This is a genomic window from Streptomyces sp. NPDC058872 (assembly GCF_042743065.1).
GTDB lineage: Bacteria > Actinomycetota > Actinomycetes > Streptomycetales > Streptomycetaceae > Streptomyces.
The window spans coordinates 105,521-120,180 of sequence record NZ_JBHYMK010000006.1; the positions used below are offsets into that span (position 1 = coordinate 105,521).

11 protein-coding genes are annotated in these 14,660 nt (G+C 71.6%); 7 read left to right on the forward strand and 4 right to left on the reverse strand.

The annotated features are described in order from the left end of the window. The first annotated feature begins 50 nt into the window (after window positions 1–50). A complete protein-coding gene (locus tag ACFW22_RS05585; RefSeq protein ID WP_386399280.1) occupies window positions 51–554 on the forward strand; it encodes a hypothetical protein in 504 nt (167 codons plus the stop codon). A gap of 260 nt (window positions 555–814) precedes the next feature. Here the strand turns inward: ACFW22_RS05585 and ACFW22_RS05590 are convergent, their stop codons facing one another. Continuing rightward, window positions 815–1,186: a WhiB family transcriptional regulator gene (locus ACFW22_RS05590; protein ID WP_386399282.1), complete on the reverse strand. Its 372-nt coding sequence runs from the start codon at window positions 1,184–1,186 to the stop codon at window positions 815–817. Between the two features lie 262 nt (window positions 1,187–1,448). Further along, window positions 1,449–2,147: a DUF1707 domain-containing protein gene (locus tag ACFW22_RS05595; RefSeq protein WP_386399285.1), complete on the reverse strand. Its 699-nt coding sequence runs from the start codon at window positions 2,145–2,147 to the stop codon at window positions 1,449–1,451. A 527-nt stretch (window positions 2,148–2,674) separates the two neighbouring features. Here ACFW22_RS05595 and ACFW22_RS05600 point away from each other — a divergent pair. The 3 genes from ACFW22_RS05600 to ACFW22_RS05610 all read left to right on the forward strand — a co-directional run bounded on the left by ACFW22_RS05600 (window position 2,675) and on the right by ACFW22_RS05610 (window position 5,993). Continuing rightward, complete coding sequence (locus ACFW22_RS05600; RefSeq protein WP_384885200.1) at window positions 2,675–4,342, forward strand: fumarate hydratase; 1,668 nt, start codon at window positions 2,675–2,677, stop codon at window positions 4,340–4,342. A 226-nt stretch (window positions 4,343–4,568) separates the two neighbouring features. Continuing rightward, window positions 4,569–5,198 (forward strand): HAD family acid phosphatase, encoded by a 630-nt coding sequence (locus ACFW22_RS05605; RefSeq protein ID WP_386399289.1) that lies wholly within the window; start codon window positions 4,569–4,571, stop codon window positions 5,196–5,198. A 156-nt stretch (window positions 5,199–5,354) separates the two neighbouring features. Further along, entirely contained in the window at window positions 5,355–5,993 is a 639-nt protein-coding gene (locus ACFW22_RS05610) for a lipoprotein (RefSeq protein ID WP_386399292.1), read from the forward strand. 124 nt (window positions 5,994–6,117) lie between these two features. Here the strand turns inward: ACFW22_RS05610 and ACFW22_RS05615 are convergent, their stop codons facing one another. After that, window positions 6,118–7,647 carry a ricin-type beta-trefoil lectin domain protein gene (locus tag ACFW22_RS05615; RefSeq protein ID WP_386399294.1) on the reverse strand — a complete coding sequence of 510 codons (1,530 nt, stop codon included), beginning with the start codon at window positions 7,645–7,647 and terminating at the stop codon, window positions 6,118–6,120. Window positions 7,648–7,785: 138 nt separating this feature from the next. Here ACFW22_RS05615 and ACFW22_RS05620 point away from each other — a divergent pair, with 138 nt between their 5' ends. The 3 genes from ACFW22_RS05620 (at window position 7,786) to ACFW22_RS05630 (ending at window position 12,317) form a co-directional block, all read left to right on the forward strand. After that, entirely contained in the window at window positions 7,786–9,186 is a 1,401-nt protein-coding gene (locus ACFW22_RS05620) for a class II fumarate hydratase (protein WP_386399297.1), read from the forward strand. Window positions 9,187–9,375: 189 nt separating this feature from the next. Further along, window positions 9,376–10,041, forward strand: a complete 666-nt coding sequence (locus tag ACFW22_RS05625; RefSeq protein ID WP_386399300.1) for a DUF402 domain-containing protein — start codon at window positions 9,376–9,378, stop codon at window positions 10,039–10,041. Window positions 10,042–10,352: 311 nt separating this feature from the next. Further along, complete coding sequence (locus ACFW22_RS05630; RefSeq protein ID WP_386399303.1) at window positions 10,353–12,317, forward strand: SpoIIE family protein phosphatase; 1,965 nt, start codon at window positions 10,353–10,355, stop codon at window positions 12,315–12,317. A gap of 74 nt (window positions 12,318–12,391) precedes the next feature. On the opposite strand, the gene ACFW22_RS05635 is transcribed toward ACFW22_RS05630, so the two are convergent. Next, window positions 12,392–14,605, reverse strand: coding sequence for a transglycosylase domain-containing protein (locus ACFW22_RS05635; protein WP_386399512.1), 2,214 nt, complete (start codon window positions 14,603–14,605; stop codon window positions 12,392–12,394). Between the last annotated feature and the right edge of the window lie 55 nt (window positions 14,606–14,660).

The following is a 14,660-nucleotide window of genomic DNA, read 5'->3' on the forward strand; positions in this document are numbered from 1 at the left end:
CCGGGGTATTCGGTTGTGCGTGAAGGACCGAACCTGCGACGGTCACCGACGTGAACGTGGTTCTGGGAGACAAGCTCAGGTTCGCCGCCGAGGTCGGCGAGCAGGGCCGGCTGCGCCGCGTGGATCTCTGGGCCGCTGGCAAGTGGCTGACCTGTGACGACAACATGGCGTACGTCCCGCAGTTCCGCCGCGACGTGCTGGACACGGCCGCCTGGCTGCGATCGGGCGAAGGCTCCCCCATGCCGTTCACCGGCATGTCTGCCGAAGCCACGCACCGGCGCCTCATGCACCGTGCGGGCGGTGACGATGAGACCGAGGCCGACTACGGGCTGCGTAGCCGGTTCCGAACCCTGCTGTGGGGGCCCACCACCGACAACGTGACGACACACCTGTTTCGTGAAGAGAACCGTTTGGTGATCACGCTGGAGTTCTGGCGTCAGGAACACCTGCTCGACCATCCTGAGGATGCGGGCGCGGTCTTCGTGGCGGAGATCCCGGTGGAGGAGTTCGTCGGGATCCTTGAGGGCGTCGTCTCAGCGCTCGACACCGGCTAGGGCCAAGGAGCGACCGCCCCGATGCGCCCGTGCCCCCAGGGCGTCAAGTGCTGTTGACCTCGTGTGGAGGGGCAGGGCCGTATCGGGGAACGGGTGCGGATCGGGATCTTGATGGAGGTGTTCACCGCCGGGCTGATCGACGCGGCGACAGCCGAGCACGACCGGGCTTCGGCGGACGGGAAGACCCGTGCTCAAGCCGTCCCCGACCCCGTCACCGCCTTCAAGCAACTGCACCGGCCGGAGAAGGCCCCGCGATCCCGTCAGCCCGCCTGGGCGACCCGCTCGGTCGCGGCGGCCTTCCGCAGCTCCACCTCACGCCGCCGCCGCCGGGCGAGGACGACGCGGCGCTCCGCGGCCGTGAGCCCGCCCCACACTCCGTACGGCTCGGGCTGGAGCAGTGCGTGCTCGCGGCACTCGACCATCACCGGGCAGCGCGCACAGACCCGCTTGGCCGCCTCCTCGCGGGCGAGCCGCGCGGCGGTCGGCTCCTTGGAAGGCGCGAAGAAGAGTCCGGCCTCGTCCCGGCGGCACACCGCCTCCGCATGCCAAGGACCGGCCTCGTCCTCCCGGGCAGGGGCGCGCTGAGGGGGCACGGCAGCGACCTGGAGGGGCTGATGCGGCAGTTGCAGCACGGTCTACTCCTGACGACGGCTTCGCGAGCGAGCGGCGATGCCCCAGCCCTACCCGCTGTGCGCGCGCCTATGCACTGCGTGCCGTTCCGTTCCGCACTGCGGAGCCCCGGGGACGAATTCCGGTCACCACCCGACGGTCAACCGATGCCCCCGGACGCGTCCCCTCGATGCACCGGAGCCCGCGTTGCGCCCAACGCCCGCCGCTGCAAGCCGAGATGACATCGGCACCGGTGCGGGGGGCTCCGTCTCCGAGGGGCCGGGGTCAGTCCCCGGAACGCTTCTTGAGCTTGTCCTGGATGTCGGTGATCCACTTGCCGCGCTTGGGTCTCGCTTCGACGTTCCCGAAGACCGAGTAGCCGTTGATGACGACGAGCGGAGCCTGCGGGTCGACCCCCTCCAGGGTCACGACCTCGAAGTTGCCGAAGATGCCGCTGCCGCTGCCGCGCAGACTGATGTTCTCCGGGACCCGGATCTCGACGCTGCCGAAGATGGAGGTGGCGTTGATGGTGGTGAGCTGCTGGGCGAAGATCGCCTCGGTCAGGTCCACCTCGATGCTCCCGAAGAGCGCGAAGGCGTTCGTCCGGCGGCCCACCCGCCACCGCCCCTTGCGGGTGGTGCTGGAGAAGATCGCGACGAGGTTGTCCGCGGGCCCCTCGGGAAGACCCGGCTCGCTCCTGAAGACGGGCTCGGGCTCGTGAGGGGTGCGGGCGCCCGGCAGGTCGCGGACGATCGGCTCCAACTCCCCCACGGTCTTGGCCCGGTAGACCGCGTCGATCCGGTCCGAGTGCTCTTCCGCGTCGAGCCGCCCCTCCGCCAGGGCGTCCCTGAGAATGTCCGCGATCCGGTCCCGGTCCGCGTCCGAGGCCCGCAGCGAGCCCTGCGGATCGGCGAAGGCGGGCTCGGCGGGGGCCGCCGACCGCTGCGGCTTCTTCTCGGGTTCGGGCTGCTTTTCGAGGTCCACGGAGCCAGCCTAGCGAAACGCGATAGATCGCGACCAGGGGGAGATCCCCGGTCCCGTCCCCTAGGGGACGGGACCGGGGCGGACGAGGAAGGACGGAGGAGGACAGAAGGAGGACGGGGCACGGGAGGAGCGCCCGCTCCCGAACGCGCCCGCGCCACCGGGGCCTTGGCCCTCACGACGGGTCCCGTGCCCCCCACGGCCCCCGCCCGGGGACGGCCACCGGGTCGGGCGCGGCGCGGACCGAGCCCCGCCGTCCGCGCACTGCACACCCGGCCGCCACGCACCCGGCCGCAGCGCACCGTCGCACGACACCGGCGCGCACGTCCCCGTCCGCCCCCGACGGCACACCGGGCCGGCGCCCCGACGACACACCGGCCCGACCCGTGGAAACACTCCGTTCCGGCGGGGTGCCGCCCCCCAGTGAGCCTTACCTCACAGGATCGGGGCCGCGCGCGCGTCTTACGCTGGAGGACGCGCCGCCAACGGAGGCGACGCCGCTGTCTGCCGAGTGAGGAATGGCCGCCGTCATGCCTGAGTTTGCGTACTCCGATCTGCTCCCCCTGGGAGAGGACACCACGCCCTACCGCCTGGTGACCTCCGAAGGCGTCTCCACCTTCGAGGCCGACGGGCGTACGTTCCTCACGGTGGAGCCGGAGGCGCTGCGGGCGCTGGCCGCCGAGGCCATCCACGACATCCAGCACTTCCTGCGCCCGGCGCACCTGGCCCAGCTGCGCCGGATCATCGACGACCCGGAGGCGTCGAGCAACGACAAGTTCGTCGCGCTCGACCTGCTGAAGAACGCGAACATCGCCGCCGCCGGCGTGCTCCCCATGTGCCAGGACACCGGCACCGCGATCGTCATGGGCAAGCGCGGCCAGAACGTCCTCACCCGGGGCGAGGACGAGAAGGCCCTGTCGCAGGGCATCTACGACGCGTACACCAAGCTGAACCTGCGCTACTCGCAGATGGCCCCGGTCACCATGTGGGAGGAGAAGAACACCGGCTCGAACCTGCCCGCGCAGATCGAGCTGTACGCGACCGACGGCGGCGCGTACAAGTTCCTCTTCATGGCCAAGGGCGGCGGCTCGGCGAACAAGTCCTTCCTCTACCAGGAGACCAAGGCGGTTCTGAACGAGGCCTCCATGATGAAGTTCCTGGAGGAGAAGATCCGCTCGCTCGGCACGGCCGCGTGCCCGCCGTACCACCTGGCGATCGTCGTCGGCGGCACCAGCGCCGAGTTCGCGCTCAAGACCGCGAAGTACGCCTCCGCGCACTACCTGGACGAGCTGCCCGCCGAGGGCTCGGCCGAGACCGGCCACGGCTTCCGCGACAAGGAGCTGGAGGAGAAGGTCTTCGAGCTCACGCAGAAGATCGGCATCGGCGCGCAGTTCGGCGGCAAGTACTTCTGCCACGACGTCCGCGTCGTCCGCCTCCCCCGCCACGGCGCCTCGCTGCCCGTCGCCATCGCCGTGTCCTGCTCGGCCGACCGCCAGGCGGTCGCCAAGATCACTGCCGAGGGCGTCTTCCTGGAGCAGTTGGAGACCGACCCGGCGCGCTTCCTGCCGGAGACCGAGGACGCGCACCTGGAGGCCGGGGAGGTCGTGAAGATCGACCTCAACCAGCCGATGGACGAGATCCTCGCCGAGCTGACCAAGTACCCGGTGAAGACCCGGCTGTCGCTCAGCGGCCCGCTGGTCGTGGCGCGCGACATCGCGCACGCCAAGATCAAGGAGCGCCTGGACGCGGGCGAGGAGATGCCCCGGTACCTGAAGGACCACCCGGTCTACTACGCGGGCCCGGCGAAGACCCCCGAGGGTTACGCCTCCGGCTCCTTCGGCCCGACGACGGCCGGCCGCATGGACTCGTACGTGGAGCAGTTCCAGGCGGCGGGCGGCTCGAAGGTCATGCTGGCGAAGGGCAACCGGAGCAAGCAGGTCACGGACGCCTGCGGCGCGCACGGCGGCTTCTACCTCGGCTCGATCGGCGGCCCGGCGGCGCGCCTCGCCCAGGACTGCATCAAGAAGGTCGAGGTCGTCGAGTACGAGGAGCTCGGCATGGAGGCGGTCTGGAAGATCGAGGTCGAGGACTTCCCGGCCTTCATCGTCGTCGACGACAAGGGGAACGACTTCTTCCAGAACCCTGCGCCCGAGCCCACCTTCACGCACATCCCGGTGCGCGGCCCCGGTCTCGCCTGATCCTGCGGGCCCCCTTGAGGGGCCCGGATCCCGTGCGGCTCCCACGAGGTCCGTGCGGGGCCCGCGACGCCCCCGTGCCCCCGAGGGAACGGGGGCGTCGCGGTTCCGCCGTGTCGATCTCCGCTCAGAAATCCGCTACCGACCGGTAGCCTTCCCGTCGCCTACTGGCCAGTATGGGGCGCGAGCATGTCAACCACTGAGCCGGTCGACCACTCGGGAGCCCCCCATGTCCTCCACCAAGGCCACCGCCGCCACCTCTGCCGTCCTCGGCCTGACGGCGCTGCTCGTCGTCGGTCCCGCGCCGGCCGCATCCGCCTCCTCCCCCGACGCGCACCTGACCTCGGCCGCCGCGTTCGCGGACGTCGACTACACGACCTGGCGCCGTGACGTGGCGGCCGTCGTCGCCGAGGCCCGCCCCTACGTCGAGGCCCGCGCCGAGGAGGCCGGCCGCGAGAAGCAGGCCCTCGTCCTCGACATCGACAACAGCTCCCTGGAGACGGACTTCCACCCCTTCTGGGAGCTGCCGACCCCGGCCATCGCGGACGTCCGGGACCTCGTCCGGGACGCCCATGCGCGCGGGGTGGCCGTCTTCTTCGTGACCGCCCGCCCGGGCATCATCTACTCCCTGACGGACTGGAACCTGAAGAGGGCCGGATACCCGGTCGACGGGTTGTACGTGCGCTCGCTGCCCGACCTGTTCGGCGAGGTGAGCGCGTACAAGACCGAGAAGCGCGCCGAGATCGAGGCGAAGGGCTACACGATCATCGCGAACATCGGCAACAACACGTCCGACCTCGTCGGCGGTCACGCCGAGCGCACCTTCAAGCTCCCGGACTACGGCGGCAAGCTGTCCTGAGCCGGGCGCCGACGCCGCGGACTCCGGCCCTCCCGAAGCCGCGGACCACGTCCCGCCCCCGTGGGACGCCCCGGCCCGGTTCACCCCGTCCGACGGTCGTCACGGGTTCGCCCGCCCGGCCGCGTCCCGCGCATCCGGGTCGGGGATCATGGCGTCATGCGAGAAGGAACACGCGCCCCGCGCACGACCGCCCCCGCCGCCCTGGTGGCGGCCGGGCTGCTGCTGACCGCCTGCGGAACCACCCCGCGGCCCGGGGCCCCCGCTCCGGGCGGCACCTCGACGACGCGGGAAGCAGCCGGCGGGGCGGAGGCGTCCACGACCCTGGGCGGTCCGGGTTCCGCCTGTGCGCTGCCCGTGTCCTTCGCCCTCGCGGAGGGCTGGCTGCCGAAGGCGGTCAAGGACCCGGAGGACCCGGAGTTGGCCGAGCTCACCCACCAGGGCCCCGCGGTCGTCCGCTGCGAGGTGGACGCCAAACCGGCCGGGCACATCGGCTACCTGCGCGTGTGGACGAGCGGGACGGAGCCGGCTCGCGCGGCCCTCGAAGGCTTCGTCCGGGCGGAGGCGAAGAGCACGGACGTCTCCTACCGGGAGACCGGGGCGGGTGCGGTGCCCGTGGTCGAAGTGACGTACACCGTCCACAACGACCTGATGGACTGGCCCAAGGAAGAACGGGCCTTTGCCGTCGCCGTCCCGGCCGGGACCGTCATCGTGCACCTCGGCGGGTTCGACACCGAGGAGCACCGGGAGATGCTCCCGGCCTACGAACTGGCCCGCACCACGGTGAAGCCCCGCTGAGGAACCGCTTCCGCACGGGAGTGGCGGCCCGGGGCCCGGTGGCGGGCGCGGAGTCCTCCCGGGCGGAGCCGTGGCCCCCCGTCCCGCACCGGACAGGGGGCCACGGCGCTTGTGGGGGTAGGGGCTACACGAACTCCTGGTTCGCGGAGCCGTTGCAGTTCTGGAGCCGGATCGGCTCCTTCGCCGCCCCCTGGGTGAGGCAGAGCCCGGTCGCGGCGGCGGGCCGGATCGTGGCGCCGTCACGGACGAACTTCTGGTTGGTGCCGCCGTGGCAGTTCCAGACGAGGAGCGCCTTGCCCGCCTGGTACGAGGACGCGGGGACGTCCAGGCAGCGGTCCTGGGTGAGCTCGGTGTGGATGGTCTGCCGGGCGGGGTCGTGCCACCAACCCTGGTTCCGGCCGCCGTGGCAGTCCCAACCGAGCACCCCGGTGCCGTTGGCCGACTCGGCCGCCGCCACGTCCGCACAGTTGCCGGTCGCCCGGTTCCTCAGCGGCTGGTAGGCGTCGTCCCAGGCGAGCGGGAAGAGCGTCGGCGTGCCGGAGGAGTCGACGTCGGCGCAGCTCGCCTCGCGCAGGCCGGAGGCGTAGATCTGGGTCAGGCAGGACGCGAAGGCCGCGTGGCCCTTCTTGTTGGGGTGGAAGGACTGGCGCACGGAGTTCTCGTCGAGGCCGCCGGGCTTGGAGAGGTCGACGTAGAGGCCCCGGGCCCAGGTGTCCTCCATGCAGACCTCGTGGCCGTGGAAGAGGCGCGAGTTGTCCAGGTAGACGGCCCCGGTCTCGGCGGCGGCCCGGCGCATGCCGCGCTCGAAGGCGGGGACGGCCGTGTTGCGGCCCCACGCGGTGTCGGAGTCGTAGCCCATGCCGCCGCAGACGAGCTTGCCGGGGAAGTTCGGGTTGTCCCGGAAGTCCGGGCCGATCGGGCTGGGGTAGCCCATGACGACGAGCTTGTAGTCGCCGTCGGCGTACCCGGCGTCGCGCATGACGGTCTTGAGGTCGCGGACGGTCTGCTCGACCTTGGGGACGAGGCCGTCGACGCGGGCCTGCCAGCCGGGGGCGTACTTCGGCTCGCAGGTGCCCTGGCTGAGCACGTAGCGCTGGACGCAGTCGGTCATGACCGGACCGAACTGCAGGTCGTCGTTGGCACCGGCGACGAGCAGGACCATCTTGATGCGGGTGTTGCGGGCCTTGACGGCGAGGTTGTCGCTCTGGACGAGCTCGTCGGCGTACTGCTTCGAGCCGCCGATCCGGATGTTGCCGGTGTACGCGCCGGAGCAGGCCACGTTGAAGGTGAGGTCCGCGGGGATCCCGGTGCGGTGGATGGCGGAGTCCGGGGAGCGGTGGCACCAGTTGGTGGGCCCGTTGGTGGGGGACTCGTAGGTGCCGACCCCCTCTCCGGAGATCTCGCTGTCGCCGAGCGAGATCAGACCGGTCTTGCGCTCGGCGAGCGGGCGTTCCTCGGGGCTGCCGTAGATCTTCGTGGCCTCGGCGGCCCGGACCGCCTCCAGCTCGGGAGGGAGCGGCACGGAGGTGATTCCGGCCGCGGCGCTCGTGTCGACCGCGCCGGCGGGGGCCGCGGCGGTCATGCTGCCGAGAGCCGCTGCGGCTGCGGCAAGGGCGGCGACGGGCCAGCGGAGTCTGTACCTGGTGCGCTGCATTGCGCCTCCTGGAAGTGGGGTTACCCACGGTTTTTACTGGCCGGTAAGCGCCTTGGGAATACATCGAACAAGACAAGTGCTCATCTTTTTCGGGGGGGTTCGAGGGACCCCGACGGACACGGCCAGGAGGTCGACCCCATGAACAAGGACGACGGACACCGCATCGAGCACGACTCCATGGGGGAGGTGCGGGTCCCCGCCCACGCCAAGTGGCGGGCCCAGACCCAGCGGGCCGTGGAGAACTTCCCGATCTCGGGCCAGCGGCTGGAGCGCGCCCACATCGAGGCCCTGGGCCGGATCAAGGCCGCGGCGGCCAAGGTCAACGCCTCGCTCGGCGTGATCGAGGAGGACCGCGCGGAAGCGATCGCCTCCGCCGCGGACGAGGTGGCCGAGGGGCGCTGGGACGCACACTTCCCGGTGGACGTCTTCCAGACCGGGTCGGGCACCTCGTCCAACATGAACGCCAACGAGGTGATCGCCACGCTCGCCACCGAGCGGCTCCCCGAGGGGCGTGAGGTCCACCCCAACGACCACGTCAACGCCTCCCAGTCCTCGAACGACGTCTTCCCCTCCTCCATCCACATCGCGGCCACCGCCGCCGTCACCCGCGACCTGATCCCCGCGCTCGACCACCTGGCCACCGCCCTGGAGCGAAAATCGGCCGAATTCGCACGGGTGGTGAAGTCCGGTCGCACCCACCTCATGGACGCGACCCCGGTCACCCTCGGCCAGGAGTTCGGCGGCTATGCGGCCCAGGTCAGGTACGGCGTGGAGCGACTGCGTTCCGCACTCCCGCGGCTCGCCGAACTCCCCCTGGGCGGTACGGCGGTGGGCACCGGCATCAACACCCCGACCGGCTTCTCCGCGGCCGTCATCGAGGAGGTCGCCCGCACCACCGGGCTACCGCTGTCCGAGGCCCGGGACCACTTCGAGGCACAGGGCGCCAGGGACGCCCTGGTGGAGACGTCCGGACAGCTCAGGACCATTGCCGTCGGTCTCACCAAAATCGCCAACGACCTGCGCTGGATGGCCAGCGGCCCGCGCACCGGCCTCGCCGAGATCAACCTCCCCGACCTCCAGCCCGGCTCTTCGATCATGCCGGGCAAGGTGAACCCGGTGATCCCCGAGGCGGTCCTCATGGTCGCCGCCCAGGTGACCGGAAACGACACCACCGTGGCGGTGGCGGGCGCGGCCGGGAACTTCGAGCTCAACGTGATGCTGCCGGTGATGGCCAAGAACCTGCTGGAGTCCGTACGGCTGCTCGCCAACGCCTCCCGGCTGCTGGCCGACCGGACGATCGACGGGATCACCGCCAACGCGGAGCGCGCCCGCGAGTACGCCGAGTCCTCCCCCTCCGTGGTCACCCCGCTGAACGGGTACCTCGGCTACGAGGAGGCGGCCAAGGTCGCGAAGAGGTCCCTCGCCGAGCGGAAGACCATCCGCGAGGTGGTGCTGGAGTCCGGTTACGTCGAGCGGGGCGACCTCACGGTCGAGCAGTTGGACGAGGCGCTGGACGTGCTGCGGATGACGCGCCCCTGAGCGGGGCCGCCCGGGTGGGGCCGCCCGCGGGCGGGAAGCCACAGCGGACGGAGGGCTGCCCGAGCGGGGTGGCCCAGCGAGGCGGCCCCGTGGGGTGGCCCGTGGGGTGGCCCGTGGCCGGGAACGGTCCCTGACTCATCCGTGACCCGTGACGCAGCAGTGGCGGGAACGCGCCCCTAAGATCTGCGCATGACAGGATCGGGCGACTTCCAGCACTGGGCGCCGGGGGATCACATCCTCTGGCGCTACCGCGGCAACGGCACCGGAGCGGTGCACATCTGCCGACCGGTGACCGTCGTGCAGGACACCCCCGAGCTGATCGCGGTCTGGATGGCGCCCGGCACCGAGTGCGTCCGCCCCGTGCTCGCCGACGGCACCTCCGTCCACGACGAGCCGCTCGCCACCCGCTACACGGCCCCGCGGACCACCGAGCGCACCCGCTGGGCGGGAAGCGGGGTGCTCAAGCTGGCCCGACCCGGCGACCCGTGGTCGGTGTGGCTGTTCTGGGAGCGCGGCTGGCGCTTCCGCAGCTGGTACGTGAACCTGGAGGAGCCGCGCGTCCGGTGGTCCGGCGGCCTCGACTCCGAGGACCACTTCCTCGACATCTCCGTCTACCCCGACCGCAGCTGGTTGTGGCGCGACGAGGACGAGTTCGCGCAGGCCCAGCGCTCCGGTCTGATGGGCGCGGCGCAAGCCGCCCGGGTACGGGCCGCGGGGCGGCTGGCGGTGGAGCGGATCGAGGAGTGGGGGGCGCCCTTCGCGGACGGCTGGGAGGACTGGCGGCCCGATCCTCGGTGGCGGGTTCCCGAGCTACCCGCGGACTGGGACCGCACCCCGGCGCACACGGCGTCGTGAGACCCTTGAAGCGCCCCCGGGGTGCAAACGTAGGATCGTCCTCCGCACGGCAGAGACGAACCGGACACCACGTCAGATCGATGAGACAGCACGTCAAAGAGCCAACAAGACACAGGACCTGACCAGAAGTCATCCACGAGGGGGAGAACAGTGCCGGACGTGCGCCCGGATGTTCCGCCCCCTGCCGCTGCCGCCGTTCGCGGAACGTCCACATCCGTTGCATCCGAGGGGTTTACCCCCGCCGAAGGCGCGGCATCGGCGAGAAGAGCGAGTGCATCGCACCACCGGCCCGGACGGACGGAATCCCACGCGTGACGGAGCATCCCACCTCCCACGAAGGCCGACAGCCCCTGGCTGCGCGACCGCAGGAACGCGCGCGCCCTCGCCAGGAGGCGGCGGCCGGCCTGCCCTCCGACGTGCCCGCACAGCAGAGCGGGCCGGGGGGCCAAGCACCCGCCGCGCCCTCGGGTGCGGGCGCTCCCGCACCGCCCACCGGGGCGGGCGGCACCGGCCGTCCCGGGGCGGTCGCCGTCGCCGTTTCGCCGCAGCCTCCCGGCGGCGGGGCGCGGAGCGGGGACATCGCCGCGCGGCGGGAGGGCGACCGACTGAGGTTCGTCGGCGCCGCGACCCGGCGCATCGCCCGCGGCATCGACCTCGACGAGATCGTCCTCGGCCTGTGCCGGGCCACCGTGCCGACCTTCTCCGACGAGATCCTGGTCTACCTCCGCGACCCGCTCCCGGTGGGTGACGAGCGGCCGGTGGCGCCGTTCGTCCTGCGGCTGCGCCGCACCGACCGGCTCCGGTTAAGCGAAGCGGACAGCGAGGAGCTCGTCCTCGTCCCCAATCCGGAACCGACCCCCGCAGCCGAACTCTGCGAGGTGCGGAACGGCGGGGCGCTCGCCGAAGTGCTGCGCGGGGTGCGGCCGGTCTTCGGCGACTCCGCGGCGGCCCGGACGGCGCTGACCGAACTGCTCGGTCCGGAGCACCCGCTGCCCGGCGGGCTGCGCGCGGTCCTCGCGCCGCTGCGCGGCCGGCGCCGGGTGATCGGTGCCGCGGTGTTCCTGCGCCGCCCCGAGCGGGCCGGCTTCGAGCCGAACGACCTGCTCGTCGCCGCCCAACTGGCGACGCACACCGCGCTCGGCATCGACAAGGCCGTGCTGTACGGCCGCGAGGCGTACATCGCGGACGAACTCCAGCGGACCATGCTGCCGGACTCGCTGCCGCAGCCGACCGGCGTCAGGCTCGCCTCGCGCTACCTGCCGGCGGCCGAGACGGCCCGGGTCGGCGGCGACTGGTACGACGCGATCCCACTGCCCGGCAGCCGGGTCGCCCTGGTCGTCGGCGACGTCATGGGCCACTCCATGACCTCGGCCGCGATCATGGGGCAGCTGCGCACCACCGCGCAGACCCTGGCCGGGCTGGACCTGCCGCCGCAGGAGGTGCTGCACCACCTGGACGAGCAGGCGCAGCGGCTCGGCGAGAACCGGATGGCGACCTGCATGTACGCGGTGTACGACCCGGTCTCGCACCGGATCACCGTGGCCAACGCGGGCCATCCGCCGCCGATACTGCTGCACCTGGGCGGCCGGGCCGAGGTGCTGCGGGTGCCGCCCGGCGCCCCGATCGGGGTCGGTGGGGTGGACTTCGAGGCGGTCGAGCTGGACGCCCCGGCCGGCGCCACGCTGCTCCTCTACACGGACGGCCTCGTCGAGTCCCGGCTGCGGGACGTGTGGACCGGGATCGAGCAGTTGCGGGAGCGCCTGGTGGCGACCGCGCAGTTGACCGGCCCGGACCACTCGCCGCCCTTGGAGGCGCTCTGTGACGACGTCCTCGACATGCTGGGTCCGGGCGACCGGGACGATGACATCGCGCTGCTCGCGGCCCGCTTCGACGGGATCGCGCCGAGCGACGTCGCCTACTGGTTCCTGGAACCGGAGGACGCGGCTCCCGGTCGGGCCCGGCGGCTCGCCCGGCGGGCGCTGGCCCGCTGGGACCTGGAGGAGCTGACCGACTCGGTCGAGCTGCTGGTCAGCGAGGTCGTCACGAACGCCGTGCGGTACGCGGAGCGGCCGGTGACGCTGCGGCTGCTGCGGACCGACGTGCTGCGGTGCGAGGTCGGGGACGACTCCCCGCAGCTGCCCCGGCAGCGGCGGGCCCGCGACACGGACGAGGGCGGGCGCGGGCTCTTCCTGGTGAACCGGCTGGCCCGGCGGTGGGGGGCGACCCGTCTTTCGGGCGGCAAGGTGGTCTGGTTCGAGCTGGCCACCCGCACCTGAGCACTGCGGAAGCGGACGCGCCGAACGTGCTGAGGGCCGGCCCCCCCCCGGGGGGGCCGGCCCTCAGCACGTGGTCAACGCGGCGGGCGGGTGCTGCTGCCGCCCTGGATGGGGTCGAGGACGTCCGGCGGCTCGATCGACGGCGGCGGGGACGGCTCCTCGGAGGCCGTGGGCTCCTGGGTGGGCTCCGGCGGCGTGGTGACGGGGTCCTCCGTCGGCTGCGGCGGCGTGGTGGCCGTCGAGGTCGGCGGGGACGTCGGCGACGGCGGGGCCGTGGTCGGTTCCTCCGTCGGCTCCTCCTCGGAGGCCTCGGAGGTCGCGGTGGGCTCCGGCAGGGTGCCGTCCGGGGCGGCGCCGTCGGTCTCCAGGTCGAAGCTCGCGTCGGAGCCGCCGCCGAGGGCGCGGGTGGTGTAGTCGCCCCAGATCTTGGCGGGGGTGCCGCCGCCGTTCGCGCGGCCCGAGTTGATGGTGTTGCTGAGGGTCACCTGGTTGCCCTTCTCGTCCTCGCCGAAGAGGCCGACGGCGGTGACGAGTTCGGGGGTGTAACCCACGAACCAGGCGGAGCGGTTGTTCTCGGAGGTGCCGGTCTTGCCTGCGGCTTCGTAGTCACCGGCGGCGCGGAAGCCGGAGCCGTTGCGCACGACGCCCCGCATCGCCTGGGTGGCGGTGTCGGCGGCCTCGCGGCTGATGACCTGACCGCCGATCGCCTCGGCGCCCTCGACCGTGCGGTCCCGGTGGCTGGCGGTCTTCACCAGGGTCGGGGTGACCTTCTTGCCGTGGTTGTCGAGCGTGGCGTAGACGCCGGCCATGTCCATGGTGGAGGCGCCCATGGTGCCGAGGGAGATGGCGGGGCTCTCCGGGAAGTCCACGCCGTCCTTCATGCCGAGGGCGAGGGCGGTCTTCTTGGTCTTGGCCGGAGTAACGTCGACGATCATCTGGGCGTAGACCGAGTTGACCGAGCTGTTGGTGGCCCTCTGGACGGTGATGGGCCCGTAGTTCCGGTCGTCCTCGTTCTCCGGGGCGAACGGGATGGAACTGCCGACGACCGGCCGCTGGCTGTCGCCATCGTAGATGGTGCCGATGCCGATGCGACGGCCGTCCTGGGTGACCGCGCGGTTGTCGACGGCGGAGGCGAGGACGATCGGCTTGAAGGTGGAGGCCGGCTGGTAGTCGCGGCGGGTCGCGTTGGACATCCAGTGCTCGGTGGCGCCGACGCCTCCGTACAGGGCGACGACCGCACCGGTCTTCGGGTCGACGGAGGTGGCGCCGGCCTGGACGGTGGCCTGCTTCTCGTCGCCCTTGCGGTCGAGCTTGGACTCCAGCTGCTTGTCGACCGCCTTGACGAGGGCCTTCTGCTTCTTCTCGTCGATGTTGAGGGTGATCGTCCAGCCGCCGGCCTTGATGTCCTCTTCGCTGACGCCCTGGCGCATCAGCTCCTGGTTGGCGGCCTCGACGATGTAGCCGGTCTGGCCCTCCATGCCGGGGGCGGGCTTGGGCTTCTGCGGGACGGGGAACTTCATGGTGGCGCGCTCGGTCGGCGACAGCCAGCCCTCGTCCACCATGTTGTCGAGGACGTAGTTCCAACGCTCCTCGACGAGCTTGCGGCCGGTGGTGCTCGCGGAGTTCCAGTCGTACTGGTTGGGCGCCTGGAGCAGGGAGGCGAGGTAGGCGCCCTGGGCGGTGGTGAGCTTGGGGGCGTCGACGCCGTAGTAGGACCGGGCGGCGGCCTGGACGCCGTAGGCGGAGCGACCGTAGTAGCTGGTGTTCATGTACCCGGCGAGGATGTCGCTCTTGGTCATCTGCTGGTCCACCTTGATGGCGATGACCATTTCCTTGAGCTTGCGGGTGGCCGTCTGGTCCTGGCTCAGGTAGAAGTTCTTGACGTACTGCTGGGTGATGGTCGAGCCGCCCTGCTTGCCCTTGCCCGTGACGGTGTTCCAGGCGGCGCGGGTGGTGCCCTTGATGTCGACGCCGTTGTCCTCGTAGAAGGACTTGTTCTCGGCCGCCACGAAGGCCTTCTGGACCTCGACCGGGATCTCGTCCAGGCCGACGATCTCCCGGTTGATCTTTCCGGTGCGGGCGAGGATCTTGCCGTCGGCGTACTTGTAGATGTTGCTCTGCATGGTCGCCTCGGCGTTGGCGCTCGGCACCGGGACCATGAGGTAGACGACGTAGAGCGCCCCCATGCCGAGCAGGCAGAACACGAAGAACGTGCCAAGAAGCTTCTTCCAGGTGAAGAGGCGGCGTATGCCGCGCTTCTTCGCCTTGCCCTTGTCCGGTTGGCCCATGTGTCCCGTCGCTCCGCTCGTCATGTGTCCACCGTCTCGGCGCTGAGCCCGGTCC